The organism is Oerskovia enterophila (genome assembly GCF_001692445.1).
Lineage (GTDB): Bacteria > Actinomycetota > Actinomycetes > Actinomycetales > Cellulomonadaceae > Oerskovia > Oerskovia enterophila.
The window spans coordinates 1-24,753 of record NZ_MAQA01000061.1 but is presented as its reverse complement, the minus strand read 5'-3'; the positions used below and the strand labels follow the sequence as shown (position 1 = coordinate 24,753).

Annotated in this window: 27 protein-coding genes; 14 read left to right on the top strand and 13 right to left on the bottom strand. The window is 73.2% G+C overall.

Translation table 11 applies throughout. From position 1 onward, the window contains the following. On the bottom strand, positions 1 to 684 hold a 684-nt coding region (locus OERS_RS17980), incomplete at its 3' end, for a biotin/lipoyl-containing protein (protein WP_322788313.1). A gap of 29 nt (positions 685 to 713) precedes the next feature. After that, on the bottom strand, positions 714 to 2,096 hold the full coding sequence (lpdA, locus tag OERS_RS17975) for a dihydrolipoyl dehydrogenase (RefSeq protein WP_068627451.1): 1,383 nt from the start codon (positions 2,094 to 2,096) through the stop codon (positions 714 to 716). Positions 2,097 to 2,391: 295 nt separating this feature from the next. On the opposite strand from lpdA, the gene OERS_RS17970 reads away from it, so the two are divergent. After that, positions 2,392 to 2,742, top strand: a complete 351-nt coding sequence (locus tag OERS_RS17970; protein ID WP_068627450.1) for an oxidoreductase — start codon at positions 2,392 to 2,394, stop codon at positions 2,740 to 2,742. Positions 2,743 to 2,838: 96 nt separating this feature from the next. Here the strand turns inward: OERS_RS17970 and OERS_RS17965 are convergent, their stop codons facing one another. Then, a complete protein-coding gene (locus OERS_RS17965; RefSeq protein WP_056763503.1) occupies positions 2,839 to 4,341 on the bottom strand; it encodes a leucyl aminopeptidase in 1,503 nt (500 codons plus the stop codon). Between the two features lie 140 nt (positions 4,342 to 4,481). Between OERS_RS17965 and OERS_RS17960 the strand changes: the two genes are divergently transcribed. From OERS_RS17960 to OERS_RS17945, 4 genes are read left to right on the top strand one after another with little or no spacing between them, the layout of a single operon-like run. Then, positions 4,482 to 4,838: a hypothetical protein gene (locus tag OERS_RS17960; RefSeq protein WP_056651213.1), complete on the top strand. Its 357-nt coding sequence runs from the start codon at positions 4,482 to 4,484 to the stop codon at positions 4,836 to 4,838. Positions 4,839 to 4,849: 11 nt separating this feature from the next. Beyond that, a complete protein-coding gene (locus OERS_RS17955; protein WP_369800593.1) occupies positions 4,850 to 5,371 on the top strand; it encodes a hypothetical protein in 522 nt (173 codons plus the stop codon). Next, the gene (locus OERS_RS17950; RefSeq protein ID WP_068627449.1) at positions 5,368 to 6,453 is read left to right on the top strand and encodes a quinone-dependent dihydroorotate dehydrogenase; all 1,086 of its coding nucleotides are present in this window, start codon (positions 5,368 to 5,370) and stop codon (positions 6,451 to 6,453) included. Before OERS_RS17955 ends, OERS_RS17950 begins: the two co-directional genes overlap by 4 nt. Next, entirely contained in the window at positions 6,450 to 6,659 is a 210-nt protein-coding gene (locus OERS_RS17945) for a hypothetical protein (protein WP_068627448.1), read from the top strand. The genes OERS_RS17950 and OERS_RS17945 overlap by 4 nt, the downstream gene beginning before the upstream one ends. A 28-nt stretch (positions 6,660 to 6,687) precedes the next feature. On the opposite strand, the gene OERS_RS17940 is transcribed toward OERS_RS17945, so the two are convergent. Beyond that, positions 6,688 to 7,128 carry a GNAT family N-acetyltransferase gene (locus OERS_RS17940; RefSeq protein ID WP_068627447.1) on the bottom strand — a complete coding sequence of 147 codons (441 nt, stop codon included), beginning with the start codon at positions 7,126 to 7,128 and terminating at the stop codon, positions 6,688 to 6,690. Between the two features lie 96 nt (positions 7,129 to 7,224). Then, positions 7,225 to 8,706, bottom strand: coding sequence for a MocR-like transcription factor YczR (yczR, locus tag OERS_RS17935; protein ID WP_068627446.1), 1,482 nt, complete (start codon positions 8,704 to 8,706; stop codon positions 7,225 to 7,227). A gap of 61 nt (positions 8,707 to 8,767) precedes the next feature. Here yczR and yczE point away from each other — a divergent pair, with 61 nt between their 5' ends. Beyond that, on the top strand, positions 8,768 to 9,478 hold the full coding sequence (yczE, locus tag OERS_RS17930) for a membrane protein YczE (RefSeq protein WP_322788312.1): 711 nt from the start codon (positions 8,768 to 8,770) through the stop codon (positions 9,476 to 9,478). Positions 9,479 to 9,662: 184 nt separating this feature from the next. On the opposite strand, the gene OERS_RS17925 is transcribed toward yczE, so the two are convergent. The 3 genes from OERS_RS17925 to OERS_RS17915 form a co-directional block, all read right to left on the bottom strand. Further along, positions 9,663 to 10,523, bottom strand: a complete 861-nt coding sequence (locus OERS_RS17925) for a siderophore-interacting protein (RefSeq protein ID WP_248948730.1) — start codon at positions 10,521 to 10,523, stop codon at positions 9,663 to 9,665. A gap of 194 nt (positions 10,524 to 10,717) precedes the next feature. Continuing rightward, a complete protein-coding gene (locus OERS_RS17920; protein ID WP_068627444.1) occupies positions 10,718 to 11,722 on the bottom strand; it encodes an aldo/keto reductase family protein in 1,005 nt (334 codons plus the stop codon). A 68-nt stretch (positions 11,723 to 11,790) separates the two neighbouring features. Continuing rightward, positions 11,791 to 12,396, bottom strand: a complete 606-nt coding sequence (locus tag OERS_RS17915; protein ID WP_056651232.1) for a DUF3043 domain-containing protein — start codon at positions 12,394 to 12,396, stop codon at positions 11,791 to 11,793. 84 nt (positions 12,397 to 12,480) lie between these two features. Between OERS_RS17915 and OERS_RS17910 the strand changes: the two genes are divergently transcribed. The 4 genes from OERS_RS17910 (at position 12,481) to OERS_RS17895 (ending at position 15,953) form a co-directional block, all read left to right on the top strand. Further along, positions 12,481 to 13,884, top strand: coding sequence for a dipeptidase (locus tag OERS_RS17910; RefSeq protein ID WP_056651234.1), 1,404 nt, complete (start codon positions 12,481 to 12,483; stop codon positions 13,882 to 13,884). Positions 13,885 to 14,069: 185 nt separating this feature from the next. Further along, positions 14,070 to 14,540 (top strand): helix-turn-helix transcriptional regulator, encoded by a 471-nt coding sequence (locus tag OERS_RS17905; RefSeq protein WP_056651237.1) that lies wholly within the window; start codon positions 14,070 to 14,072, stop codon positions 14,538 to 14,540. A 10-nt stretch (positions 14,541 to 14,550) separates the two neighbouring features. After that, positions 14,551 to 14,961, top strand: a complete 411-nt coding sequence (locus OERS_RS17900) for a VOC family protein (protein WP_068627443.1) — start codon at positions 14,551 to 14,553, stop codon at positions 14,959 to 14,961. A 167-nt stretch (positions 14,962 to 15,128) separates the two neighbouring features. Further along, positions 15,129 to 15,953, top strand: coding sequence for a VOC family protein (locus OERS_RS17895; protein WP_068627454.1), 825 nt, complete (start codon positions 15,129 to 15,131; stop codon positions 15,951 to 15,953). 36 nt (positions 15,954 to 15,989) lie between these two features. Here OERS_RS17895 and OERS_RS17890 read toward each other — a convergent pair whose 3' ends face one another. Continuing rightward, entirely contained in the window at positions 15,990 to 16,649 is a 660-nt protein-coding gene (locus tag OERS_RS17890; protein WP_068627442.1) for a TetR/AcrR family transcriptional regulator, read from the bottom strand. A 353-nt stretch (positions 16,650 to 17,002) separates the two neighbouring features. Here OERS_RS17890 and OERS_RS17885 point away from each other — a divergent pair, with 353 nt between their 5' ends. Next, positions 17,003 to 19,168 (top strand): ABC transporter permease, encoded by a 2,166-nt coding sequence (locus tag OERS_RS17885; protein ID WP_211268514.1) that lies wholly within the window; start codon positions 17,003 to 17,005, stop codon positions 19,166 to 19,168. 140 nt (positions 19,169 to 19,308) lie between these two features. Here the strand turns inward: OERS_RS17885 and OERS_RS17880 are convergent, their stop codons facing one another. Both OERS_RS17880 and OERS_RS17875 read right to left on the bottom strand, forming a co-directional pair. Further along, a complete protein-coding gene (locus OERS_RS17880; RefSeq protein ID WP_068627441.1) occupies positions 19,309 to 19,641 on the bottom strand; it encodes an antibiotic biosynthesis monooxygenase family protein in 333 nt (110 codons plus the stop codon). A gap of 26 nt (positions 19,642 to 19,667) precedes the next feature. Continuing rightward, complete coding sequence (locus tag OERS_RS17875) at positions 19,668 to 20,192, bottom strand: acyl-CoA thioesterase (RefSeq protein ID WP_056651497.1); 525 nt, start codon at positions 20,190 to 20,192, stop codon at positions 19,668 to 19,670. Between the two features lie 127 nt (positions 20,193 to 20,319). Here OERS_RS17875 and OERS_RS17870 point away from each other — a divergent pair, with 127 nt between their 5' ends. Continuing rightward, the gene (locus tag OERS_RS17870) at positions 20,320 to 20,706 is read left to right on the top strand and encodes a DUF3817 domain-containing protein (protein ID WP_231907567.1); all 387 of its coding nucleotides are present in this window, start codon (positions 20,320 to 20,322) and stop codon (positions 20,704 to 20,706) included. A 45-nt stretch (positions 20,707 to 20,751) separates the two neighbouring features. Here the strand turns inward: OERS_RS17870 and OERS_RS17865 are convergent, their stop codons facing one another. Next, positions 20,752 to 21,342, bottom strand: coding sequence for a DJ-1/PfpI family protein (locus tag OERS_RS17865; RefSeq protein WP_056651249.1), 591 nt, complete (start codon positions 21,340 to 21,342; stop codon positions 20,752 to 20,754). 84 nt (positions 21,343 to 21,426) lie between these two features. Continuing rightward, a complete protein-coding gene (gene nadA / locus OERS_RS17860) occupies positions 21,427 to 22,626 on the bottom strand; it encodes a quinolinate synthase NadA (protein WP_068627440.1) in 1,200 nt (399 codons plus the stop codon). Positions 22,627 to 22,802: 176 nt separating this feature from the next. Here nadA and OERS_RS17855 point away from each other — a divergent pair, with 176 nt between their 5' ends. Further along, positions 22,803 to 24,062: a glycerate kinase gene (locus tag OERS_RS17855; RefSeq protein ID WP_139107929.1), complete on the top strand. Its 1,260-nt coding sequence runs from the start codon at positions 22,803 to 22,805 to the stop codon at positions 24,060 to 24,062. Between the two features lie 203 nt (positions 24,063 to 24,265). After that, complete coding sequence (locus OERS_RS17850; RefSeq protein ID WP_056651260.1) at positions 24,266 to 24,616, top strand: HesB/IscA family protein; 351 nt, start codon at positions 24,266 to 24,268, stop codon at positions 24,614 to 24,616. Positions 24,617 to 24,753: the final 137 nt, after the last annotated feature.

Here is a 24,753-nt window from a genome sequence, read left to right as displayed (position 1 = left end):
AGCAGGGGCAGGAGCCGGTGCCGGCGCTGCGGGAGCCGCAGGTGCCGCGGGGGCGGGGGCAGCGGCGGCGGGTGCCGGTGCTGCTGCAGCCGGTGCGGGAGCCGCGGCGCCCGAGCCGACGATCGCGAGCACGGTGCCGACCTCGACCGTCTCGTCCTCCTGGACGAGGATCTGCTGGACGGTACCGGCCACGGGGGACGGGACCTCGGTGTCGACCTTGTCGGTCGAGACCTCGAGCAGGGGCTCGTCGATCTCGACGGTCTCGCCGACGGCCTTGAGCCAGCGGGTCACGGTGCCCTCGGTCACGGACTCGCCGAGCGCGGGGAGCTTGATCTCCTCGCCGCCCGAGGCGGCGGGCGCCTCTGCGGCGGGGGCTGCCGGGGCCGGAGCCTCGGCGGCGGGGGCCTCGGGAGCTGCCGGAGCAGCGGCCGGTGCCGGGGCCTCGGCGCCGGAACCGATCACGGCGAGGTCGGTGCCGACCTCGACGGTCTCGTCCTCCTGGACGAGGATCTGCTCGAGCACGCCGGCGAACGGCGAGGGGATCTCGGTGTCGACCTTGTCGGTCGAGACCTCGAGCAGGGGCTCGTCGATCTCGACGCTCTCGCCGACGGCCTTGAGCCAGCGGGTGACGGTTCCCTCGGTGACGGACTCGCCCAGTGCGGGCATCTGCACGTTGTCAGACATGACCTCTCGGGTCTCCTTCGATCGTTGGGTCAGTTGTGGGCGTGCAGCGGCTTGCCGGCGAGGGCCAGGTGGGCCTCTCCGAGAGCCTCGTTCTGCGTGGGGTGCGCGTGGACCAGGGCGGCGACGTCCTCGGGGTACGCCTCCCAGTTCACGATGAGCTGGCCTTCGCCGATGAGCTCGCCGACGCGGGCGCCGACCATGTGCACGCCGACGACGGGGCCGTCCTTCTGGCGGACGAGCTTGACGAAGCCCGTGGTCCCGAGGATCTTGCTCTTGCCGTTGCCGGCAAGGTTGTACTCGAGCGTCTCGACGCCGTCGGCGCCGTGCAGCTCCTTGGCCTTGGCCTCGGTCAGGCCGACCGAGGCGACCTCGGGCTCGCAGTACGTCACGCGGGGGATGCCCGACTCGACGATCGGCGTCGGGTTCAGGCCCGCGATCTGCTCGGCCACGAAGATGCCCTGGGCGAACCCGCGGTGCGCGAGCTGGAGCCCGGGGACGATGTCGCCGGCCGCGTAGATGTTGCCGACGCCCGTGTGGAGGCGCTCGTCGACGATCACGAAGCCGCGGTCCATGGTGATGCCCTGCGCCTCGTAGCCCAGGTCCGCGGTGCGGGGACCGCGGCCGACGGCGACCAGGAGGAGGTCCGCGTCGAACGTCTTGCCGGACTCGAGGGTCACGTGCACGCCCGAGTCGTCCTGGGTCACGCCCGAGAACCGGTCGCCCAGCGTGAAGCCGATGCTGCGCTTGCGGAACGCGCGCTCGAGGGCCTTCGACAGCGACTCGTCCTCGTTGGGGACGAGGTGCGGGAGCGCCTCGATGATCTGCACGTCGGCGCCGAACGACTTCCAGACGCTCGCGAACTCGACGCCGATCACGCCGCCGCCCAGGACGATCGCGCTCTTGGGCACGTAGTCCAGGTTCAGCGCCTGGTCGGACGTGATGACCCGGCCGCCGATCTCGAGGCCCGGGAGCGAGCGAGCGTAGGAGCCCGTGGCGAGCACGACGTTCTTGCCCGTGTAGCGCTGGCCCGCGACCTCGACCGTGTCCGCGGCGACGAGCGTGCCGTGGCCCTCGATCACCGTGATCTTGCGCGACTTGATCAGGCCCTGCAGGCCCTTGTACAGCCCGGCGATGACGCCGTCCTTGTACGAGTTCACGCCGTTCATGTCGATGCCCTGCAGCCGGCTCAGGACGCCGTACGCGCTGCCCTCGCGGGCGTTGTCGGCGAGCTCGGCCGCGTGCAGCAGAGCCTTCGTGGGGATGCAGCCGTTGTGCAGGCAGGTCCCGCCGAGCTTGTGCGCCTCGACGAGGGCGACGTCGAGGCCGAGCTCGGCGGCGCGCAGCGCCGTGGCGTAACCGCCGCTGCCTCCGCCCAGGACGACGACGTCGAAAGGTGTGCCGGTCTCGGCCACGTGCAGCTCCTTAGGGGCATACGAAAAGAGGGAGAGCAAAGTTCTTGTGACATCTTGGCACTTTGGGCACCCGTACCCCAATCGGAACGCACGGTCAGCGGTGTGATGCTCAAGACAGGTGAGCCAGGGAACAGCCAGGGCCCGGGCGCGCCGTCGGGTGCCCGGTCTCCCGACCGCTCCCCGCACGGACGGGCGGGGAACACGGGCCCGTGCGGGCAACCCCGCTCGACCACGACACGGACCGGAGGGCGGGCGATCTCAGGCCCGCTCCAGGCGGAGCAAGTACTCTGCCTCCATGTCCAGGCTGTCCCAGCTCTTCTCCCGCAAGCCCGCGAACGGTCCCGCGTCGCCCGGGGGCGCCGGCTCGCCGTCCGCCGCCGACCAGCGACGGGCGACGGTCGAGCACCTGGCCGAGTTCGCGCGCACCCGGGTCGGGGTCGAGGCGTACATCGAGCCGCCCACGAACGACACGCCCACGACCCTGATGCTGATCGCGACCACGGGGGAGTGGACGCGGCGCCGGGTCCCCGACGCCAGGACCGCGCGCAAACTCGCCGAGCAGCTCGAGCTGCCGGTCTACGACGTGAACTTCACGGGCTACCCGCAGCGCATGCGCGACTGGAACTCCAAGCAACGACGACGCTGAGCGCTCCGAGCGGGCCTCTCGCCCAACCGGTCCCCGGTGCACGACAGGGCGGGCACGACCTCGAGGTCGTGCCCGCCCTGTCGTGCACCGGAAGGCCTACTTCGCGGCGCGGGCCTCGAGCAGCTCGACGAGGGTGCGCACCGCGACACCCGTGCCGCCGACCGGCGTGTAGCCGAACGCCGAGCCCTCGTTGAACGAGGGGCCCGCGATGTCCAGGTGGGCCCACGGCGTGGACCCGACGAACTCCTGCAGGAACAGGCCAGCCACGAGCATGCCGCCGAACCGGTCGCCGATGTTCGCGATGTCCGCGACCTTCGACTTCATGGAGGCGGCGAGCTCCTCGGGCAGGGGCATGGGCCAGAATTGCTCGCCTGCGGACTCTGCCGCGGCGACGACCTCGCTGCGGACGGACTCGGTGCCCATGACGGCCGAGACGCGGGTACCGAGCGCGACCATCTGAGCCCCGGTGAGCGTCGCGACGTCGAGCACGACGTCCGGGTTCTCCTCGATCGCGGCGACCAGGCCGTCGGCCATGACCAGGCGCCCCTCGGCGTCGGTGTTGAGGACCTCCACGGTCTTGCCGCCACGGATCGTGATGACGTCCGAGGGACGCTGGGCCGTGCCGGACGGCATGTTCTCCGCGAGGCAGAGCCACCCCGTCACGGCGACCGGCAGGCCGAGCCTCGAGGCCGCGAGCACGGTGTGCAGGACGGCGGCCGCACCGGCCATGTCCGACTTCATGGCCTCCATGCCCTTGGCGGGCTTGATCGAGATGCCGCCCGAGTCGAACGTGATGCCCTTGCCCACGAGCGCGACCTTGGCGTGCGGGCGCGAGGGCGAGTAGGAGACCTTCACGAGGCGCGGGCCGCGCGAGGACCCCTGCCCGACGGCGAGGATGCCGCCGTAGCCGCCGGCCGCGAGGGCCTTCTCGTCGAGCACGGTCACCTTGACGCCCGTGCCCTTGGCCGCGGCCTTGGCGATGTCGGCGAAGGCCGCGGGGAACAGGTCGTTCGGGGCGGTGTTGACCAGGTCGCGCGTCGCGTGGACCGCCGCGGCGATCGTCGCGGCACGCTCGACCGCGGCCTTGGCCTTGGCCCCGCGGGCGAGCGAGGTGAGGACCTCGATCGTCGAGACGCCGCCGGCAGGCTTGGTCGAGGCGGCGGCGCCCGCCGTGTCCCGGTAGCGCGTGAACGAGTACGCCCCGAGGAGCGCGCCCTCGGCGATCGCCGCGACCTCGGCCTCGTCGGCCGCGGGCAGCGCGACCGCGACGGACGACGCCCCGGTCAGCTCGCGGACGGCCGCGCCGGCGGCGCGACGCAGGGTCTCGGCCGGGAACGAGCCCGAGCCGTCCCGGGCGCCGAGACCGGTCAGGACGAGCACGCCCGCCTTGAGGTGGGCGCCCGCGGGCACCGTGCGGACCTCGTCGCGCGCGCCCGTGATGCCCAGCGCCGGAGCGAGGGCCTCGAGCTCGGCGACGACGTCGCGGGGGAGGTCGTCCCCCACGACGGCCACGCCGTCTGACGTCGTCTGGGTCCCGACGACGAGCGCGTCGACCTTCACGCCGGTCGGGTTCTTGCTGGAGAGAGTGAGTTCAGCCACGCCTCGATGCTAGCCGCTGCCGGGCCGCGGGCCACCGGCGGGACGAGCGCGCCCCGACGAGCGCGCCCCGACGAGCCGGGCGGGGCAAGCACGGACCGGCGATTCCTGCCCGTGGGCCGCTCGCCGGTAGGCTCGGCGTCGTGGTCCTCCCCCTCGTCCTCCTCGCCGTCGCGCTGTGCGCGGCCCTCACCGGTTGGGCAGGGTGGTTCGTCGCCCGCGACCGCGCCGTGATCCTCAAGCAGCTGTGGGGCGGTGCCGTCATCGAGGGCGTGATCGTCGTGCAGATGATCGTCGCGGGCGTCCTCGCCGCGACCGGGAGCACGGCGAGCGACCCCGTGAAGCTCTGGGGCTACCTGATCACCGCCCTGTTCATCCTGCCCGTCGCCGCCGTGTGGGCGTTCGCCGAACGCACCCGCTGGAGCTCGGTCGTGCTCGCGGTCGCCGCGATCACGGTCGCGTTCCTCGAGTGGCGCCTGTGGCAGATCTGGACCGCCTGAGGAGAGATGGCGTGACGCACCCCGAGAACCCCGAGACCGCACCCGACCCCGCGACCCCGGCGACGTCGTCGGGCCCGGGGCCGTCCCGGACCACCCGCTCCCCGGACACGCCGCGCACCACGGGCAGCGGCTTCGGCCGCGTCCTGGTCCTCGTCTACGGGATCTTCGCGGTCGCCGCGACCGCACGCGCCTCCGTCCAGCTCCTGCGCGACTGGCACGAGGCGCCTGTCGCGTACGTCCTGTCGGCGCTCGCGGCCGTGGTGTACATCGTCGCGACCGTCGCGCTCGCGCGCGGGTCGCGCACCTCGCGGACCGTCGCCTGGACCGCGGTGAGCGTCGAGCTCGTGGGCGTGCTCGCCGTCGGCGCGTGGTCCCTGCTGGACCCGGCCGCGTTCCCCGAGCCCACGGTGTGGTCCGACTTCGGGATCGGGTACGGGTTCGTGCCGCTGGTCCTGCCGGTCGTCGGCCTCACCTGGCTGTGGCGCACGCGCCCGCCCCAGAACTCCACCACCGAACCGAAGGATCCCGCATGAGCCGGCTGTACTCCCTCCTCTTCAACGGCGTCTTCAGGCACATGGACCCCGAGAAGGCGCACGAGGTGGTGTTCCCGGTCATCTCCCTCGCGGGACGCACGCCCGTCGTGGGCGACGTGATCCAGGGGGCCGCGGCCCCCTACCTGGGTCGCGGCGCGAACGGCCCCGGCAGCGTCCAGGCGCTCGGCCGCTCGTTCCCCGCGCCGTTCGGTCTCGCGGGCGGGTTCGACAAGAACGCCAAGGCGATCCGCGGCCTGACCATGCTGGGCTTCGCGTTCATCGAGATCGGCACCGTGACCGCGCACGCGCAGCCCGGCAACGAGAAGCCGCGCATGTGGCGCGAGCTGTCGCTGCGCGGCATCCGCAACCGGATGGGCTTCAACAACGAGGGCGCGGCGGCCGCGGCCCAGCGCCTCGAGTCCCTGCGGCGCTCGGCGTCCGGGCGGGCCGTCATGATCGGCGCGAACATCGGCAAGACCAAGGTCACCCCGGCCGAGGACGCCGCGGGCGACTACGCGACGAGCGCCGCGCTCCTCGCGCCCCACGCCGACTACCTGGTCGTCAACGTGTCCTCGCCCAACACCCCGGGCCTGCGCGACCTGCAGTCGACCGAGGCGCTGCGACCCATCCTTCAGGCCGTCCGCGAGGCGGCCGACGACGCGACGCGTGCCGCCGGGGCGCGCCGCATCCCGCTGCTCGTCAAGATCGCCCCGGACCTCGCGGACGAGGACGTCGACGCGGTCGCCGACCTCGCGCTCGAGCTGGGCCTCGACGGTGTCATCGCGGTCAACACGACGATCGGGCACGACCTGGGCCCCGGTGGGCTCTCGGGGCCCCCGCTGCTCGAGCGCGGGCTCGACGTCGTCGCTCGCCTCCGCGGCCGGCTCGGCCCGGACGTCGCGATCGTCGGCGTGGGCGGCATCTCGACGGCCGACGACGCGCGCGCCTACCTGGCGGCCGGTGCCGACCTCGTGCAGGGTTACACCGGCATGATCTACAACGGCCCGTTCTGGGCCGCGAGCATCAACCGGTCCCTGGTCCGCGACGCGGTCCGAGGAACCCGAGGTGGAGGCGCACGATGATCCGACCCCAGTGGGTGTGGGAGCTCGACGACGCGGACGGGCGCGCGCTCGCGACGCCCGTCAGCCCGGCGTTCACCAACCAGTTCGACGCCGAGCAGTGGCTCGGCGAGAGCTGGCGCGACCTCGCGGCACAGGGAGCGGCCGCGGCGCGCCTCCTGAACGACGGCGCCCAGGCGACGGCCACCCTGGAGCTGCGCACGGCGTGAGCCGCGCTCCGGGACATGCCCGTCGAGGTCAGCGCCCGCCCGCAGCGAGAAGGCACCTGTATCGCTGGACGTCGGGCCGGCGCGGATCGCGCGGCAACGCCGTGACGGCGAAGCCGGTCCGGCGGTAGAAGCCGACGGCGTCGTCGTCCGTCTCGGCGACCACCGGCGCATCCGGCGCGGCGGCCTGCACCGCCGACACGAGCGCGCGACCGAGCCCGTCCTCCCGGCGGGTGCCCTCGACCGCGAGGTAGCGCAGGACCGTGCTCGTGCGGCCCGTCTCGTACGCCGCGAGGCCCACCAGTCGGCCGTCGACGAGCGCGACGACCGTCGTCAGGTGGTCCTGCACGTCGGCCGCGAGGCTCTGCAACGCGGCGCCGGTATGGCCGCTGGCCGACTCGAGGAGCCCGAGGTACTCGGCAGACCCGCGGTCGAGGTCGGTCGGGGCGCGGAAGGTCGCGGCGGTCGGCATCGGGTCACCCTAGCGGCCGGCACGAGCGGGCGCCCGAGCCCGTCCTCGGCACCGAGACCCGGGCACCGAGACCCCGGCCTGCCGGCTCCACCCCGCCTACCCCGCGACGTGCTCCCACGCGGCCGCCAGCCGGGGCACGGCCCGTCCGATCGCCTCGGCGTCCGGCGCGAAGGTGAGCCGGACGCGCGAGGAGGCTCCGCCGTCGGGCGTGAGGGACGGACCCGGGTTGATCACCACGCCGCGCACGGCCGCCGCCGCGGTCAGGGCGTTCGCGAGCGGACGCCCCAGGTCGATCCACAGCGACAGGCCGCCCGCGGGTGACGCCACGCGCCACGACGGCACCGCGGCCGTGACGGCCGAGCGCAGCAGGTCCCGCTGGGACCGCAGCAGGGGAAGCCGCTCGGCGAGGACCTCCTCGCGCCGGGCGAGCAGCTCGGTCACCGCGAGCTGCTCGAGGACGGAGGTCGCGATGTCGCTCGCCGCGCGGGTCCGGGCGAGGTGCGCGACGACGTCGGGGTGCGCCCTGACCCACCCCACGCGCAGGCCGCCCCAGAAGGTCTTGGACGCCGAGCCCACGGTGAGCAGGTGGCTCGTCGCCGACCCGTCGCCCGCGAGCGGCTCGGGTGCGGGCCCGTCGAGCACGATGTCGGTGAGCGTCTCGTCGCCGATCACGGTCACGCGGTGGCGCAGCGCGATACGGCGGACCTCGGCGCGCTCGTCGGGCGTGAGGCTGTACCCCGTGGGGTTGTGGAAGTCCGGGATCAGGTAGGCGAGCCGTGGCGTGGCCGCGCGGACCGTCGACTCGAACAGTGCGACGTCGAAGCCCGGCCCGTCGCCCGGCAGCCCCGCGCCCACCGGGAAGCCGACGACGCGCGCCCCGCGCCCGACCATGGCCTCGATGCCGTGCGCGTAGGTGGGCGACTGGACCACGACCCGGTCGCGCGGGCCGAGCACCGACTGCGCGATGGTCGAGATCGCGTGCTGGGCTCCCGTGGTGACGAGGACCTGGTCGGGGGTCGTGGGGGTGCCGCGCTCGGTGAGCCGGTGCGCGATCGCCTCGCGCAGAGGCTGCAGGCCCAGCGGCTCGTACCCGCGGCCGGACAGGTAGTCGGGCAGGGCCTCGAGAGCCCGTCCGTAGGCCGCGTGGAGCTGGGGCGGGGCGGCGGGGGCGGCCTGGCCCAGGTCGACGAGGTCGTCGGGCGGCTCGACGCCCACGGGGACCGGGGCGTCACCGCCGCACCAGCGGGGCTGGGCGCGGCGCGTGGGGCGCGGCAGGACCGCGACGGTCCCGACGCCCGTGCGGCTCGTGACGAACCCTCGTTCGCGCAGCGCCGCATACGCAGCGGCCGTGGTGGTCCGCGAGACGCCCAGGGCCCCGGCCAGGTCGCGCTCGCTCGGCAGGCGCGTGTGCGGGGCGACCGTGCCGGACAGGACGGCGCCACGGACCGCGTCGGCGAGCGCGACGTACGCGGGCCCCTCGGTCTGCCACCCGGCGATGAGCGCGCCGAGCGCGGGCGCCGAGAGCCGGCGGTGCACCGGAGGGAGTGTGGGAGCGGGCGCGGCGAGCGAGGTGGACATGGGGCCACTCTCGTCGAATTGGCTATGGATTACCAGTCCATTCGTGCCTCACAGTGGGGGAGTGTCGATCAACCAGGGCTTCGGCCCCCTCCGCCGCACCGTCCAGCTCGTGCTCGGGCTCTTCGGCTTCTCGCTGACCATGGCCCTGCTCCTCCACTCGGGCATGGGCGCCATGCCGTGGGACGTCTTCCACCAGGGGGTCGCGCTGCGCACGGGGCTCCCGCTCGGTGTGGTCGTCGTGGCCGCGAGCGTCGTGGTCATGCTGCTGTGGATCCCGCTGCGCCAGCGCCCAGGGATCGGCACGATCGCCAACATCGTCGTGATCGGCGCGACCCTCGACCCGTTCCTGCTGCTGCTCGAGCGCATCGACCCCGAGCCCACGACGGCCGGACGGGTGGCGCTCGCGGTCGCGGGCGTGGTGCTCAACGGGATCGCGACCGCCGCCTACCTCGGTGCGCGACTCGGCCCCGGCCCGCGCGACGGCCTCATGACGGGCCTGGTCGCTCGCACGGGCTGGCCCGTGCGCCGCGTCAAGACCGCGATCGAGGTCCTCGTGGTCGCGATCGGGTTCGCGCTGGGCGGGACGCTCGGGTGGGCGACGGTCCTCTACGCGCTGGGCGTGGGCCCCGTCGTCCAGGTCGCCGCGAGGTGGCTCGCGCCGCACCTGCGTCCGGCGGTCGTGCCGGTCGAGGTGCTCGACGGCGTCGCGCACCTCCCGAGCGACGTCGCCCTGGGGGACGTGCCGGGAGAGCCCGAGCCCCACGCGGCCTAGGTCCGGCTCGCCGCGGCTTCGCGATCGGTTGTCAGAAGTGCACCGGGGGATACCCCGGTGCACTTCTGACAACGGGTCCCCCCACGAGGGGGAAGCCCGACGACGGAGCGCACCCGGGCGCGCGGGCGCGCTCCGTCGTCGGGCAGTCAGGTGGCCGGAACGCCGTCAGGGCGCCCGACGGGGCCTAGTGCTGGTGGGCGGGCTCGGGGTGGTCGTGCTCGTGCTCGTGGTCGTGGTCGTGCGGAGGCGCGTCCTCGTCGTCGCGGTCGGCCCGCACGTTGACCGCTCCCGCGGTCCAGTACCCGACGACCTGGTGCCGGTCGCGCGGCATGCCCCACGCGGTGCGCAGGGTGCGGCGGATGTCGCGGCTCGCGGCACTCTCGCACGCGACCCACGCGTAGCCCGGGGTCTCCAGGACGGGCAGGTCGCGCACGGCCTCGACGAGTGCGGCGCCCGTGCGGGCGCCCTGGGCCGTGACGAGCCAGGTGTAGGTCACGTCGCCCCGGGTCTCGAGCTCCTGGCGGTCCTCGAGCGTGGGCACCTCGACGACCGCGTGCGCGACGGCACCCGGCGCGAGCTCCTCGACGATCCGCCCCAGCCCCGGCAGCCCCGTCGGGTCGGCGACGAGCAGGCGCCAGCCGGCGTCGGCCGGGGCGTCGTAGTAGCTGCGCGAGTCGCCCCCCGCGAACACGCCGAGCACGTGGCCCGGCTCGGCCCGGACGGCCCAGTCGGACGCGAGGCCGCCGTCGTGCACCGCGAGGTCGACCACGATCGTCCGGCCCTCGTCGTGCACGCGGCGGGCCGTGTAGTGGCGCCACGGGGGCTCGGTGCCCTCGACGGGCACGACGCCGTAGTCGTCCTGGTTGAAGAAGTCGATCTCGGCGACGGTCTCGCCGGGGACGGGGAAGGCGAGGTCGATGCGCTCGTCGCCCTGCCCGTCGGTCGTCCACCGCCAGTCGCCGACGGCCTCGAGATGGACACGGACCATGTGCGGCGTGATGCGCGTCGCCGTGACGACGCGGGCCGGGAAGCAAGGTGAGGACACCCTCACACCGTAGGTCGGGGGAGGGGGTGCTGTGGGGCCAGGGTGTACCGCGCACCGGCCAACCGGCGCGCTCCGGTTGGCGGGGTCCGGCGGGGGTGCGGGCGGAGGCCCGCGCTCAGTCGTCAGAAGTGCACCGGGGTATTCCCCGGTGCACTTCTGACAACTCGCTCAGGTCCTGCGAACAGCGAACAGCGTCAGCGCGGTCCGGGGGCTCCGGCGGCGGTCTTGCCCGCGTCGCGCTCGACGACGTCGCCGAGGATCTCGTCGATCTTCGTCATGAGCTCGGCGGGGATGACCACGCCCGAGGCCTTGACGTTCTCGGCGACCTGCTCGGGGCGCGAGGCGCCGATCAGGGCGGCAGCGACGTTGTCGTTCTGCAGGACCCACGCGACCGCGAGCTGTGCCTGCGTCAGGCCCAGCTCGTCGGCGACGGCCTTGAGCTGCTGGACGCGCGTGAGCACGTCCTCGGTCATGAACTGCTGGATGAAGCGCGAGCCGTTGGCGTCCGTGGCACGCGAACCCGCCGGGGCGGGCTGGCCGGGCAGGTACTTGCCGGACAGGACGCCCTGGGCGACGGGGGACCAGACGATCTGGGACAGGCCCAGCTCGCGCGAGGTCGGGACGACCTCGTCCTCGATGACGCGCCACAGCATCGAGTACTGCGGCTGGGACGAGATGAGCTGGAAGCCGAGCTCCTTCGACAGGGCGTGGCCCGCACGGATCTGGTCCGCGGTCCACTCGCTCACGCCGATGTAGAGGGCCTTGCCCTGGCGGACGATATCGGCGAACGCCTGCATCGTCTCCTCGAGCGGGGTCGACTGGTCGAACCGGTGCGCCTGGTAGAGGTCGACGTAGTCGGTGCCGAGGCGCTGGAGCGAGCCGTCGATGGACTCCATGACGTGCTTGCGCGACAGGCCCGAGTCGTTGGCCCCGCCGGGGCCCGTGGGCCAGTATACCTTGGTGAAGATCTCGAGCGACTCGCGGCGCTGGCCCTTGAGGGCGTCGCCGAGGACCTGCTCGGCCTTGGTGTTCGCGTAGACGTCCGCGGTGTCGAACGTGGTGATGCCGGCGTCGAGGGCGGCGTGGACGCACTGGGTGGCGACGTCGTTCTCGACCTGCGAGCCGTGGGTGAGCCAGTTGCCGTAGGTGATCTCGGAGATCTTGAGACCGGAGTTGCCGAGGAAGCGGTAGTTGGGCATGGGGACAACACTAGGTTGCCCGGGGCACCTCGGTGCAACTCCGGCCCGTCCGGCGGACCGGCGGGCGGCTACTCGGGGAAGGTGCCGTGCTTCTTGTGCATGGGCTTGGGCAGGCGCGCGCGGCGCAGCTGGAACGCGCGCATCACGGCGTACATGGCGTTGCCCTTGGGGGCGGACGGCCCGAACTTGGCGATCAGGCGCTTCTTGAGCGAACGCCACATGATGAACGCGTCGATGATCGTGATGAGCACGATCCCGTAGAGCACGAAGATGATGATCGTCGCCATGTTCAGGTTCTGGTTGAACACGAACGTCAGGACGATGAACACCAGAGCCACGGGCAGGAAGAACTCGCCCAGGTTCCAGCGGGCGTCCACGTAGTCGCGCACGTAGCGCTTGACCGGGCCCTTGTCGCGGGCGGGCATGTAGCGCTCGTCGCCCGTCTGCATGGCCTGGAACTGGCGGTCGCGTGCGTCACGCTGCTGCTGGCGCGCCGTCTTGGCCGCGGACTTGCGGTCCGAGGGCACGAGCGGGCGCTTGTTGGCGGCCTCGGCGACCTTGCGCTTGGGCGTCGGCCTGCCCTTGCCGCCGGCCTTCTCGATCTCGGCTGCAGCGGCAACGGGATCGGGGGCGTCGTTCGACGAGGGCGCGGAGGACTTGTTGCGTGAGAACACAGGTCCAGCGTAGTCGAGGACGGGGGCTGCCTCGTCACGCGCGTGGGCCGGAGCGAGAACGTACCGACGGGTAGCGTTGGCCGGGTGAACAGCACACCTGGAACCAGTACTCCTTCCGAGCCCGACGACGTCGCTCACCTGCGCGCCCGGGTCGCCGAGCTCTTCCCCGCCCTGCGCGAGGACCTCGAGGCGCTCGTGCGCATCCCGTCCGTGTCCAACTCGGCGTTCGACCAGGCCCACGTCGCGGCGAGCGCCGAGGCCGTGGCCGAGCTCCTGCGCGGGGCCGGTCTGCCCGAGGTGCAGATCCTGCAGGCGACCGGGGTCGCGGGCCCGCTCGGCGCGCCCGCGGTCGTCGCGCGCCGCCCGGCCCCCGAGGGCGCGCCCACGGTCCTGCTCTACGCGCACCACGACGTCCAGCCCCCGGGCGACGCCGCCGCGTGGGACACCGACCCGTTCGTCCCGACCGAGGTCGACGGTCGCCTGTTCGGTCGTGGTGCGGCCGACGACAAGGCCGGGATCGTCGCGCACGTCGGTGCGCTGCGGGCGCTCGCCGCGCTCGGGGAGGACCTGCCGATCGGCGTCACGGTCTTCGTCGAGGGCGAGGAGGAGGTCGGCTCGCCGAGCTTCCTGCCCTTCCTGCACCAGTACCAGGACCTGCTCGCGGCCGACGTGATCGTCGTCGCGGACTCCTCGAACTGGAAGGTCGGGGTCCCTGGGCTCACGACGAGCCTGCGCGGGCTGGTCGACTGCGAGGTCGAGGTCGCCGTGCTGGGCCACGCGGTGCACTCGGGCATGTTCGGCGGCCCGGTGCTCGACGCGCTCACGCTGCTCGCGCGCCTGATCACGACGCTCCACGACGACCAGGGCAACGTCGCGGTCGACGGGCTGGTGTCCGCGCCGGACCCGAGCGTCGACTACGAGGAGGCGGACTTCCGCGCCGACTCCTCGGTCCTCGACGGGGTCCGTCTCGCGGGGGAGGGTGCCCTGTCCGGCCGGTTGTGGACCAAGCCCGCGCTGTCGGTCATCGGGATCGACGCCCCGAGCGTCGCGCACGCGTCCAACACGCTGACCCCGCGCGCGACCGCCAAGCTCTCGCTGCGCATCGCGCCCGGCCAGGACCCCGCCGCCGCGCTCGCCGCGCTGCGGACGCACCTCGAGGCGAACGCTCCCTTCGGAGCGCAGGTCACGGTCCGTGACGGCGAGCTCGGCAAGCCGTTCCAGGCGCCGACCGACTCCGTGGCGATGCAGGCCGCGCGCTGGGCCTTCGAGACGTCGTGGGGCACGGCTCCGGTCGACATCGGCATCGGCGGGTCGATCCCCTTCATCGCCGACCTGCTCGACGTCTTCCCGGACGCGTCGATCCTCGTCACGGGCGTCGAGGACCCGGACTCGCGGGCGCACGGAGCCAACGAGTCCGTCCACCTGGGCGAGCTCGAGAAGGTCGTCCTGGCCGAGGCGCTGCTGCTCACGAGGCTCGCGCAGGGCTGACGCCCCCGCGCTCCTGACACCCGAGGCCGGGTCCGGGTTCGCCGTCGGTCTGACGGCGGACCAGGACCCGGCCTCGGGTCGTCAGGACCTGGGCCGGGGGAGGCGAGGCGTGGCCGACGGGCGGCCCGTACCGCTCCCCGACGCCCGCCCTGTCTGGCGGGGGAGCCCGGTGCTACGTTCGGAGCATGACCCCGCAGGATCTCGAGGAGCTCGTCCTGCTGCGCCGCGCCCGGGACCTGATGGACCGGGAGTACGCGGCGCCGCTCGACGTCCCGACCATGGCGCGCAAGGCACTCATGTCTCCGGCGCACTTCTCGCGCCGGTTCCGCGCTGCCTACGGCGAGACGCCCTACTGCTACCTCATGACGCGCCGGATCGAGCGCGCCATGGCCCTGCTGCGCGGCGGCGCGAGCGTCACGGACGCGTGCATGGCCGTGGGGTGTACGTCGCTCGGTTCGTTCAGCGCGAAGTTCGCGGAGATCGTGGGCGAGCCCCCGTCGGTGTACCGGAGCCGCGAGCACGCTGCCGTGAAGGCGATGCCGCCGTGCGTCGCGCAGGTCCTCACGCGCCCGGCCCGCGGAGCGACGGGCGCGTCCGCAGGTGCGGCCGGAGCATCGAGCAGGATCGGAGAAGCGAGCGCACGGGCCTCGTCCTAGAGTCGCCGACATGACCATCTCGCTGAAGTTCTGCAACATCACCGTCAACGACGTCGACGAGTCGATCACCTTCTACGGCGACGCGCTCGGCCTCAAGGTGCACAACGACGTGGGCGCCGGCGGGTTCCGCTGGGTCACGCTCGGGTCCGACGTGCAGCCGGGGCTCGGGATCGTGCTCTCGGCCCCGCACGCGGGCCGTTCGCACGCCGACGGGGACGCGCTCCAGGAGCTCATGATCAAGGGCGTCCTGCCGATCCTCGTGTTCGAGACCGACGACGTCGACGCGCTCTTCGAGACCGTCCGGGCCTCGGGTGCCGAGGTCCTCCAGGAGCCCATGGACCAGGACTGGGGCCCGCGCGACTGCGCGTTCAGGGACCCGTCGGGCAACATGGTGCGGGTGGCTCAGGCGGTTGCGGCCTGAGCAGAGGGGAAACCTCCGCGGGCTGAGCCGCGGGAGTCCCCGCCACCCAGGGCAGACTCTGCCCGACGACGTCCGCTCCGCACGCAGCCGTGTCACCGCGCGCGGAGGTCGCGTCGTCCGGCGCCTGGGCGGTGGTCGTCTCCTGCGACCGGTGGTGGGATGGGGACATGGCGAACGAGTCGATGGTCCCCTTGCTGCCGTGTGCTTCGATCGACGAGATCGGTGACTTCGCCGCGGCCCTCGGGTTCGAGGTCACCTTCCGGCAGACCCGACCGAACCCGTACCTCGCGCTCCGGCGGGAGGGGATCGACCTGCATTACTTCGGCATCGACGGCTTCCGTCCGGAGGACTCGTACGGCTCGTGCCTGGTCGTGGTCGACGACACCGAGCCGTTGTACGAGGCGTGGGCTGCGGGCCTGCGCGCGGTCCACGGGAGGCTCCCGCTGAGCGGGTTCCCCCGGATCACCCGGCCTCGCCGTCGGGCGAACGCGGACGGTCTGACCGGCTTCAGCCTGGTGGACCCCGCGGGCAACTGGATCCGCGTCGTGCGGAGGGCCGCGAGCGAGCCGGCGGGGGTCGCGGCCGACAGGGCGGCCGGCCCGGTGCCCGAGGTGCCGGCCGGCGACGTCGATGCGGCAGGGATCGGCGTGGCCTTGGCAGGTGAGTCCCGCCTGCTGCGAGCCGTCTCGAACGCGGTGGTCCAGGCGGACTCGCGCGGCGACGTCGAGCAGGCCGCGAAGATCCTCGACGGCGCGCTGCGGCGTGACGAGGCCCTCGGGGACGCCGGCGCGTCGGCGCGCGACCGGGTCGAGGCCCAGGCCTACCGGGCCGAGCTCGCCGTGCGGCTCGACGACGCCGGGACGGCGCGGCGCATGCTCGACGAGGTCGACCGGTGCGTCGCCGTGGCGCGAGGCCAGCACCTCACGCAGGACCTGACCACGATCCTGACGCAGCTCGAGGACGTCCGGGCGTGGCTGGACGCGCAGGGGTGAGAGAGCGCGTCGGGACGGTCGGGGCGACCTGCCGCCTCACAGGAGGAACGGCGTGCTGGGGACCGTGAGGTAGTCGTCGGGGTGCGTGACGGGCGCCGCGAGCATGCCCGCGCTCGCGTCGATCAGGAAGTAGCCGACTCCGGTCCAGGCCGGCGGGGTCCCGTCGTGGACGCGCGCCTCGTGCTCGGCGCAGACGCCCAGGGTCATGGGGCCGAGGATCTCGAACCGTCCCCGGACCACGCGTGGGGGGAGGTCGCTGAGAGCGGCCTGCAGCCGGCGGACGAGGTCCTCGACGACGGGGTTGGCCGTGGTCAGTCCGGCGAGCGCCTCGGCGACCGAGGGGACCGTGCGGACCTGGAAGACGAACCGCGCACGCCAGCTGGGGACGGGCAACGATGCCAGGTGCTCGATCCAGGGCAGGAGCAGGCAGGCGAGCAGGTCGCGCACGTCGGCGTCGTCGCTCAAGGATGCGACGAGCGCTGTCCGGCGCCTGTTCATCTCCTCGAGGTGCCGGCCCAGCAGCGCGCGCAGCAGCTCGTCGCGGCCGCCGAAGTGGTAGGCGATGGCCGAGTGGTTGGCGGTGCCTGCGTGCTCGGTGATCCGCCGGTTGGACACCGCGTCGATGCCGTCGCGCGCGAAGAGCTCCTCGGCCGAGTTCAGCAGCGTCTCGCGCGCCCGGTCGCTGTGCTGTCCCATGCGGTGGGGCCTCGTCTCGTGGTGGTTCGGTCGTGTGCTGGTGGGCGCCTCGTCGACGACCGGTCAGGGGCTCTGACCTGCGCGGGCACGAGCCCGCTCCCGTCAGGCTCCGTGGGCAGCCGGGAGCCACGGCTCGTGCGGCGGTCCCGACTGCGGCGATCATGCCATCCGGACGGCCGGGGTGCTCGCCGCGTCGCTGGGCGGGACCCTCGCGTCCAGCACGTGGCATTTTTACGCCACGTGGCGTAATCTCGTCCGGTTGGTTCATCCCAGCCGCACATCGAGGCGGCGCCCTTGCAACGGCGCACGGGGTAGCACGTCGCCCTCTCGCCACGCCGTACAGGAGCACACACTTGAGCAACAAGACACCCGCGCGCAGCTCGGACCAGGTGCTACCGGACCCCGACTCCCCGGCCGTCACGACGACGGACGGCGCTGAGGCCGACGCCGAGGCGGCCGCCCTCAAGCGCGCCAAGGCCGAGACCATCGGGCGGTACGTGGCCATGTTCTTCATGCCGCTCGTCATGGTGTCGATGATGATCAGCGGCTACCTGGGCACCATGCACGCCCCGGCACCGCACGACATGCCCGTCGCCGTCTCGGGCAGCGCGCCGCAGGCCCAGGCCTTCGCCGACGCGCTGGAGGCTGCCGACCCCGACGCCGTCGACGTCCTCCTCGTCGGCTCCGACGAGGAGGCGCGCGGCCTGGTGCTCGACCGGGAGGCGTCGGGAGCCGTGCACGTCGCCGACGGCGCTGCGACGGTGTACACCGCAAGCTCGGCCGGGGCGTCGCAGTCCTCGACCGTCACGGGCATGCTCGCCCCGCAGGTCCTGGCCCAGGGGCTGACCCTGGAGACCGAGGACCTCGCCCCGCTCCCCACGTCCGACCCGGCGGGCCTGGGCGCGATGTTCCTGGCCACGGCCCTGGTGATGGCCGGCTACCTGCCCTTCAGCGTGACCCTCTCCAACTCGCCCGAGCTCCTGCGCTTCCGGCGAGCGATACCGCTCCTGGCCGGCTGGGCCGCCCTGGTCGCGGCCCTCGTCTGGACGGTCACAGGTCCGCTGCTCGGCGTGGTCCAGGGGCACAACCCGGAGGTGCTGGGCATCGCCTGGCTGGGGGTCTTCTCGGTCGGCGCGGTCCAGCTCCTGCTGACGCGCTTCCTGGGGCCCATGGCCGTGATCGTGGCCATGCTCCTCCTGACCGTGCTGGGCATGCCGGCCTCGAACATGAGCATGAGCGTCTACACCATGCCGGAGTTCTTCACGGTCCTGCACGGGGTCCTTCCCCTGCCGGCGGTCGGTGAGGCGCTGCGCTCGGTCCTGTACTTCGACGGGTCGGGCGTCGGGTCGCACCTGCTGGTCCTGGGCGTGGGCGCGGTCGTCGCTCTGGTGCTGACGCTCGTGTTCGACGCCCGCAAGCGCCGCCGCAACCCGGACGCGGGGCCGCCCCCCGTGACCGTGCCCTCGCTGCACGGCGGCCCGCGGCCTGCGACCCGCCGGTGGCGCTATGCCGCCCTGCTCTTCTTCCCGCTCGCGATGGTCACCATGATGATCTCGGTCATGCTCGGCGCCATGTCGTCCCCGACGCCGCGGGACATGCCCGTCGCGGTCGTCGGCGCCACGGTGGACCAGGCCCAGGACGCGGTCGACGGGCTCGACCGGAGCATGCCGGGCCTGTTCGACCTGCGGGCCGTGGGCTCGGCCGACGAGGCGCGCACCCAGGTGCGGGACCGCACGGTCAGCGCGGCGTTCGTCCTGCCGTCGGCCGAGCGCCCGAGCGCGACCCTGGTGACCAACCAGGCCGCCGGCGCCAGCGCGAAGCAGGTCGTCACGGCGGTGTTCGGTCAGGTCGCCGCAGGGCAGCAGCTCGACCTCGAGACCGACGACGTCGCCCCGTTGTCGACCACCGACACCATGGGCTCGGTGAGCATGTACCTGGCCATGGGCTGGGTCCTGTCGGGATTCATGATCATCATCGTCGGCGCCAACGCGGCACCGAGCTCCCGACCGCTGCGCCGGCTCGTGCCCATCGTGGCGGGGTGGGCGGTGTTCATGTCGGCGGTCCTGTGGCTCATCGCCGGTCCGATCACCGGGAGCGTGTCCGGGCACTTCTGGCCGCTGTGGGGCACAGGGATCGTCGCGATCTTCTGCGTGGCCATGTTCAGCGCGGTGCTCGAACGGCTGTTCGGGATGCTCGCGGTGGTTCCCGCGGTCGGCATCCTGATGCTCGTCGGCGTCCCCGCCTCGGGGGGCGGGCTGTCGATCTACATGGAGCCGGAGGTCTTCCGGGTCCTGCACGAGATCCTGCCCATGCCCGCGGCCGTGGAGGCGATCCGCTCGATCCTCTACTTCGGCGGCGACACGGTCGGTGCGCACCTGACGACGTTCGGGATCTGGGGAGCCGTGTCCCTCGCGCTGGTCGTGGTCATCGACAGGTTCAAGCCGCTGCGCACCGGGTCGGTGCCGCACGAGCCGGACGCCGACGAGCCCGAGCCGGTCAAGGAGCTCGCCCTCGTCTAGCGTCGGCGGCTCCCCGCAGAGCCCACCGGCCCCTCCAGGTGGTGCCCGCCAGGCTCGTCACGATCCTGGCGGGCGCTGCCCTCGCCGCGCCGCGTCGCGTCGCGCGAGGGCTTCCTGGTGACCGGAGCCCAGGCCGTGCGTCAGGCGGGACGGGTGGTCGGGTCGGCCTCGTCCCACGACACCTCGCGGAAGTGCTCGACGACCGGGAACGGCTCGTAGAAGTGGTGGAGCAGCGCCTTCCACTCCTGGTACCCGGCCGATCCGCGGAAACCCACGGTGTGTGCCTCGAGGCTGTCCCAGCGCACGAGCAAGAGGTACGTCGCGGGCCGCTCGAGGCAGCGGCCGAGCGAGAGGTCGCGGAAGCCCGGCACGGACGCGATGATCCCGCGCGCCGTGCCGAAGGCCTCCTCGAAGGCCTGTTCGTGGCCGGGAACCACGTGCAGCAGGGCGTGCTCGAGCACCTCGTCGGTCATGGCCACGACCCTAGGGCGACCGGAGGTCAGCGGGCCGCGACGTCCACGGCCTGAGCCCAGTCGCGCACGTCCGCGGGGAGCTCGGGGCTCGTGACGTCCGCGCCCAGCAGCCCGACGACGTCGGGCCCGGGGATGCGGTCGCCCGCCTTCGAGAGGAACCGGCCCGCGATCAGCCCGCGGGCGCACAGGTCGCCGCCCCGGGAGAAGACCTGCTCGAGGTAGACCACGCGCTCGTCCCACCCGAGCACCCGGGTCGTGATCTCGAAGCGGTCCCACAGCTGGAGAGAGCGGCGGTACTTCATGGTCGAGGAGGCCACGACGGGGTACCAGCCCTTGTCGCGGAGCAGGCCGAACGCGCCGAGGTCGGCGAGGAAGTTGCTGCGGGCCACGTCCATCATCTGCAGGTACACGCCGTTGTTCACGTGCAGGTAGAAGTCGAGGTCGCCCGGGCGCACGCGCATGCGTGTCACGGAGGGGTCGAGGACCCCGCGGCCCGGGACGGCCTTGCGCGGCAGGGTGCTGGCGATCGTGAGCTGGATCTGTCGGGTCACCGTCGCAGGGTACAACCCGGAACGTGCGGTATCAGGTATCCCGGCGACGTCACGCCAGGCCGAGGCCGTCGCGGAGACGCGCCACAGGGTTTCGGACCGTCCAGGGCGACGTGTGAGGATGGCCCCCGTGACCTCCCGGACCGCCGCCCCCCTGCCCGACAGCGCCACGCACGCCGCCCAGGCAGTGCAGCCCACGACCTCGCACCACTGGACCGTCCGCGCCTTCCGCGCGGTCGCGATCGCCGAGGCGTTCTCCTGGGCGGGCCTGCTCGTCGGGATGTACGTCAAGTGGATCGCCGAGGCTTCCGAGATCGGGGTGAAGATCTTCGGCCCGGTCCACGGCTCGCTCGTGATCGCGTACGTCCTCCTCGCGATCCTCGTCGCGGTCCGCCAGCGCTGGACGCTCCTGACCGTGTTCTTCGCCCTCGCGGCGACGCTGCCGCCGTTCCTCACGGTCGTGTTCGACCGGTGGGCACACCGCTCGGGCCGGTACGAGGAGCGCACGAGCGCCTGACGGACGCGCCGGTCTGCCTGACCGGCGACGCGCCCACCCTCGGGCTCAGGCACCCTCGTACTGCAGGTCGTGGCGCACCTGGTCCGCGACCTCCGCGTTCTCGAACCGCTCGACCAGGTGGAGCGCCATGTCGATCCCGGCCGAGACTCCTGCCGAGGTGACGACGTCGCCGTCGTCCACGAAGCGGGTCTCGGTGTCGACCATGATGCTGGGGTCGATCCCGGCCAGCTCGTCGTAGTGGTCCCAGTGGGTCGTCGCGGGGCGACCGGCGAGCAGCCCGGCCGCTGCCAGGACGAGCGAGCCCGTGCACACGCTCGCGAGCAGCGGGGTCTGGACGCGCATGGCGTGGAGCCACTCGAGGTGGATCCGGTCGCCCACGAGCGGCTGCACCCCGGGACCGCCCGGATAGACGAGGAGCTGGAGGGGGCCGACGTCGTCGGCCGAGCTGTCGGGCACCATGTGCAGGCCCTGCGCCAGCCGGACCCCGCGCCCGTCCCACGAGAACGTGGCGACCCGCGGCTTGAGTGCAGAGCGCTCGCGCCACGCGGTGAACACCTCGAAGGGGCCGGCGACGTTGAGCTCCTCGGCCCCGTCGAACACGTAGATGCCGATGCTCAGACCGTTTCCGGTGGTCATCACTCACCCCTCGGTTCTTCTGCGGCAGTGCAGTAGTGCGGTCGGCGGGTCCGCCGGCGCGCGCCGGCGGACCCGCCGGGGGTCCTACAGCCCGGGCAGGGCGAGCATCTGGTCGAGCGCGACGCGAGCCCAGTGGGCGTCGTCGGCGTCGACCACGATGCGGTTGACGGTGCGGCCCGCGACGAGCGACTCCATGGCCCACACGAGGTGGGGCAGGTCGATGCGGTTCATGGTCGAGCAGAAGCAGACCGTCGAGTCGAGGTAGTGCACCTGCTTGTCCGGGTGCGCGCGCGCGACGCGGCGCACCAGGTTGAGCTCGGTGCCGATCGCCCAGGACGAGCCGGGCTCGGCCGCGTCGAGCATCTTGATGATGTACTCGGTCGAGCCGACGTAGTCCGCGGCCTCCACGACCTCGTTCTTGCACTCGGGGTGGACCAGGACGTTGACGCCTGGGACGGCGGCACGGATGTCGGTCACGTTGCGCTCGGAGAAGCGCCCGTGCACCGAGCAGTGCCCGCGCCACAGGATCATGCGGGCGTCGCGCAGCTCGGCGTCGGTCAGGCCGCCGTTCGGCTTGCGCGGGTCGAACACGACGCAGTCCGTGGGGGACATGCCGAGCTTGAGGAGTGCAGTGTTGCGTCCGAGGTGCTGGTCGGGCATGAACAGGACCTTGCCCGTGCCGTCGACCCCACCCACCTGATCGAACGCCCATCGCAGCGCGACCTCCGCGTTCGAGGACGTGCAGATGGTCCCGCCGTGCCGACCCGTGAAGGCCTTGATCGCGGCGGTCGAGTTCATGTAGGTGACGGGGAGCGTGACGTCGGCGATCCCGGCGTCCTGGAGGACGTCCCACGCGTCCTCGACCTGGTTGATCGCGGCCATGTCGGCCATCGAGCAGCCCGCCGCGAGGTCCGGCAGGACGACCTGCTGGGCGTCCGAGGTGAGGATGTCCGCGCTCTCGGCCATGAAGTGCACGCCGCAGAAGAGGATGAACTCGGCCTCGGGGCGGGCCGCGGCCTCGCGCGCGAGCTTGAACGAGTCGCCCGTGACGTCCGCGAAGTCGATGACCTCGTCGCGCTGGTAGTGGTGGCCCAGGACGAAGGCTCGCGAGCCGAGCGCGGCGCGGGCCGCGCGGGCACGTTCGACGAGGTCGGGGTCGCTCGCCGCCGGCAGCTCGCCGGTGCACTCGACCCCCCGCTCGGAGGCCAGGTCCCGGCCCTGCCCGAGCAGCAGGAGGGGGGACGGGGCAGGTTCCGCAAAGGTGTTGTCCAGCAGGGTGCTCACGGGAACATCGTCGCACAACGAGGCCGGGACGAGGGGGTTCGTCCGGCTCCTCCGGGCCGCCCGACGGCGCCGCGCACGTCTCGTGAGCAGGTCCGTCTCGCGAGGTGGTCGCCTCGCGAGAGCGACCCGGTGTGACCCGCGCCACCGACGGCACGCGGACCTGGCACAATCGCGCCATGCGCCTTCTCCTCGCCGTCGCGGAACCGCTCGCACTGACCGACGGCACGCTCTCCGCGAGCGAGGCGCGGGACCTGGTCGCCACGGTCTGGGGGGCGGCGTCGGGCGCGCTGGTCGACGCGTGCGTGCTGGACCCGGGCGCGGACGGTTTCCTGCGCGCGCTGGCCGAGCACGTCACGGACGAGGTCGTGACCGTCGCCCGTGACACCCGCGGGCGTGACGTGCCCGTGACGTTCCGCCTCGGACCGGCCTCGCCGGGCGGCGCTCGCACCGCGTACGTCGAGGCCGCGGCTCTCCGGGCGACGGTCGGCTCGGCACTCACCGACCCCCCGGGCGCCTCTGCGCACCCTGACCAGGGCGACCTGGGCGCGCGGACGAGCTACGGCGTCGGGCAGGTCGTCGCGCAGGCCGCACGGCTCGCGTCGCGCGTCGTCGTGGCGACCGGCGGCCTGGGCGCGCACGACGCGGGCGCGGGCCTGGTCGCGGCGCTCGCGGGAGCGGGGGACGGGCCCCTGACCCGGGGAGGCACGGCTCTCGGCGAGGCGGGCCGGGCCGACGCGGCCCAGGTGCTCGCGGCGCGCGAGCACCTCGCGGGGACCGAGCTGGTCGGCGCCGTGGACTCCGACCTGCCCCTGCTGGGCCTGCACGGGACGAACGGCGCGCTCGCGGACGCGGACCCCGCCCTGGCTGCGCTCGGCCAGGAGCTCGAGCGGGCGCACGGGCACTGGGCCCACGAGGTCTCGCGAGCCCTCGCGCACGTGCCGACCGGTCCGGCGTCGCGCTCGCTGCTCGCAGGCCCGACGGCGCCGCCCGGCCCGGGCGCTCGGGCCGCGGCCGGCGCGGCGCAGTCCGTCCGGGAGACGAGCCGTGCCCTCACGGCGCTGCCCGGTGCGGGGGCCGGTGGTGGCCTGGGGTTCGGCCTCGCGGCGCTCGGAGCACGGCTGCTGCCGGGCACCGCGGTCGTCGCGGACGTGGTGGGGCTCGACGCCCGGGTCGCCGCGGCCGACCTGGCGGTCGTGGTCGTCGATGCGCTCGACGCCTCGGCCGTGCACGACGGCGCCCTGCCCGAGGTCGCCCGCCGGGCCGCCGCGCTCGGCCTCCCCGTCGTCGTCCTCGCCCGGGAGGTCCTCGCCGGCCGGCGCGAGCAGGCGGCCGCGGGGATCAGCGGGGCCTACGAGCTGGGCCGCGACCTGTCGGCGGCGAGGGCACGCGTCGGGCGCGTGGCGCGGACGTGGAGCGGCAGCGCGCCGGGAGCCTGAGGCCCCGTTCCCGCGGACCGCCTCGTGGGCCCCACGACGAGCCGCGGGCGCCGCCGTCGTAGACTCGGGAACAGAACCACGACCCGTCGTGTTGACGGGTATGCGACAAGCCTGAGGACCGATCGGCCTGCCCGGGAGCGGGAGCCGCAGGCCGACGGCACACCACGGGGCGAGAGCCCACCGAAGACTGTGCGGAGAACACGATGAGCGAGACCACCGAGACCGCCACCCACGGCGTCCTGCTGACGGACTTCGCGGCCGGCAAGATCCGCAGCCTCCTCGAGCAGGAGGGCCGCGACGACCTGCGTCTGCGCGTCGCCGTCCAGCCCGGCGGATGCTCGGGCCTGATCTACCAGCTCTACTTCGACGAGCGCGTCCTGGACGGCGACGTCCTCAAGGACTACGACGGCGTCGAGGTCGTCGTCGACAAGATGAGCGTCCCCTACCTGGACGGCGCGACCATCGACTTCGCCGACACGATCGAGAAGCAGGGCTTCACGATCGACAACCCCAACGCGGGCAGCGCCTGCGCGTGCGGCGGTTCGTTCGGCTGATCCGCAGCGCCCGGCCCTGCGGACCTCGCAGCGGTCGAGCCACGACGGCCCGGTCACCTCACGGTGGCCGGGCCGTCGGCGTCTTCGGACCTTCCGCTCACCCGCCCAGACGGACCGTGATCGCCCAGGTCGTGCCG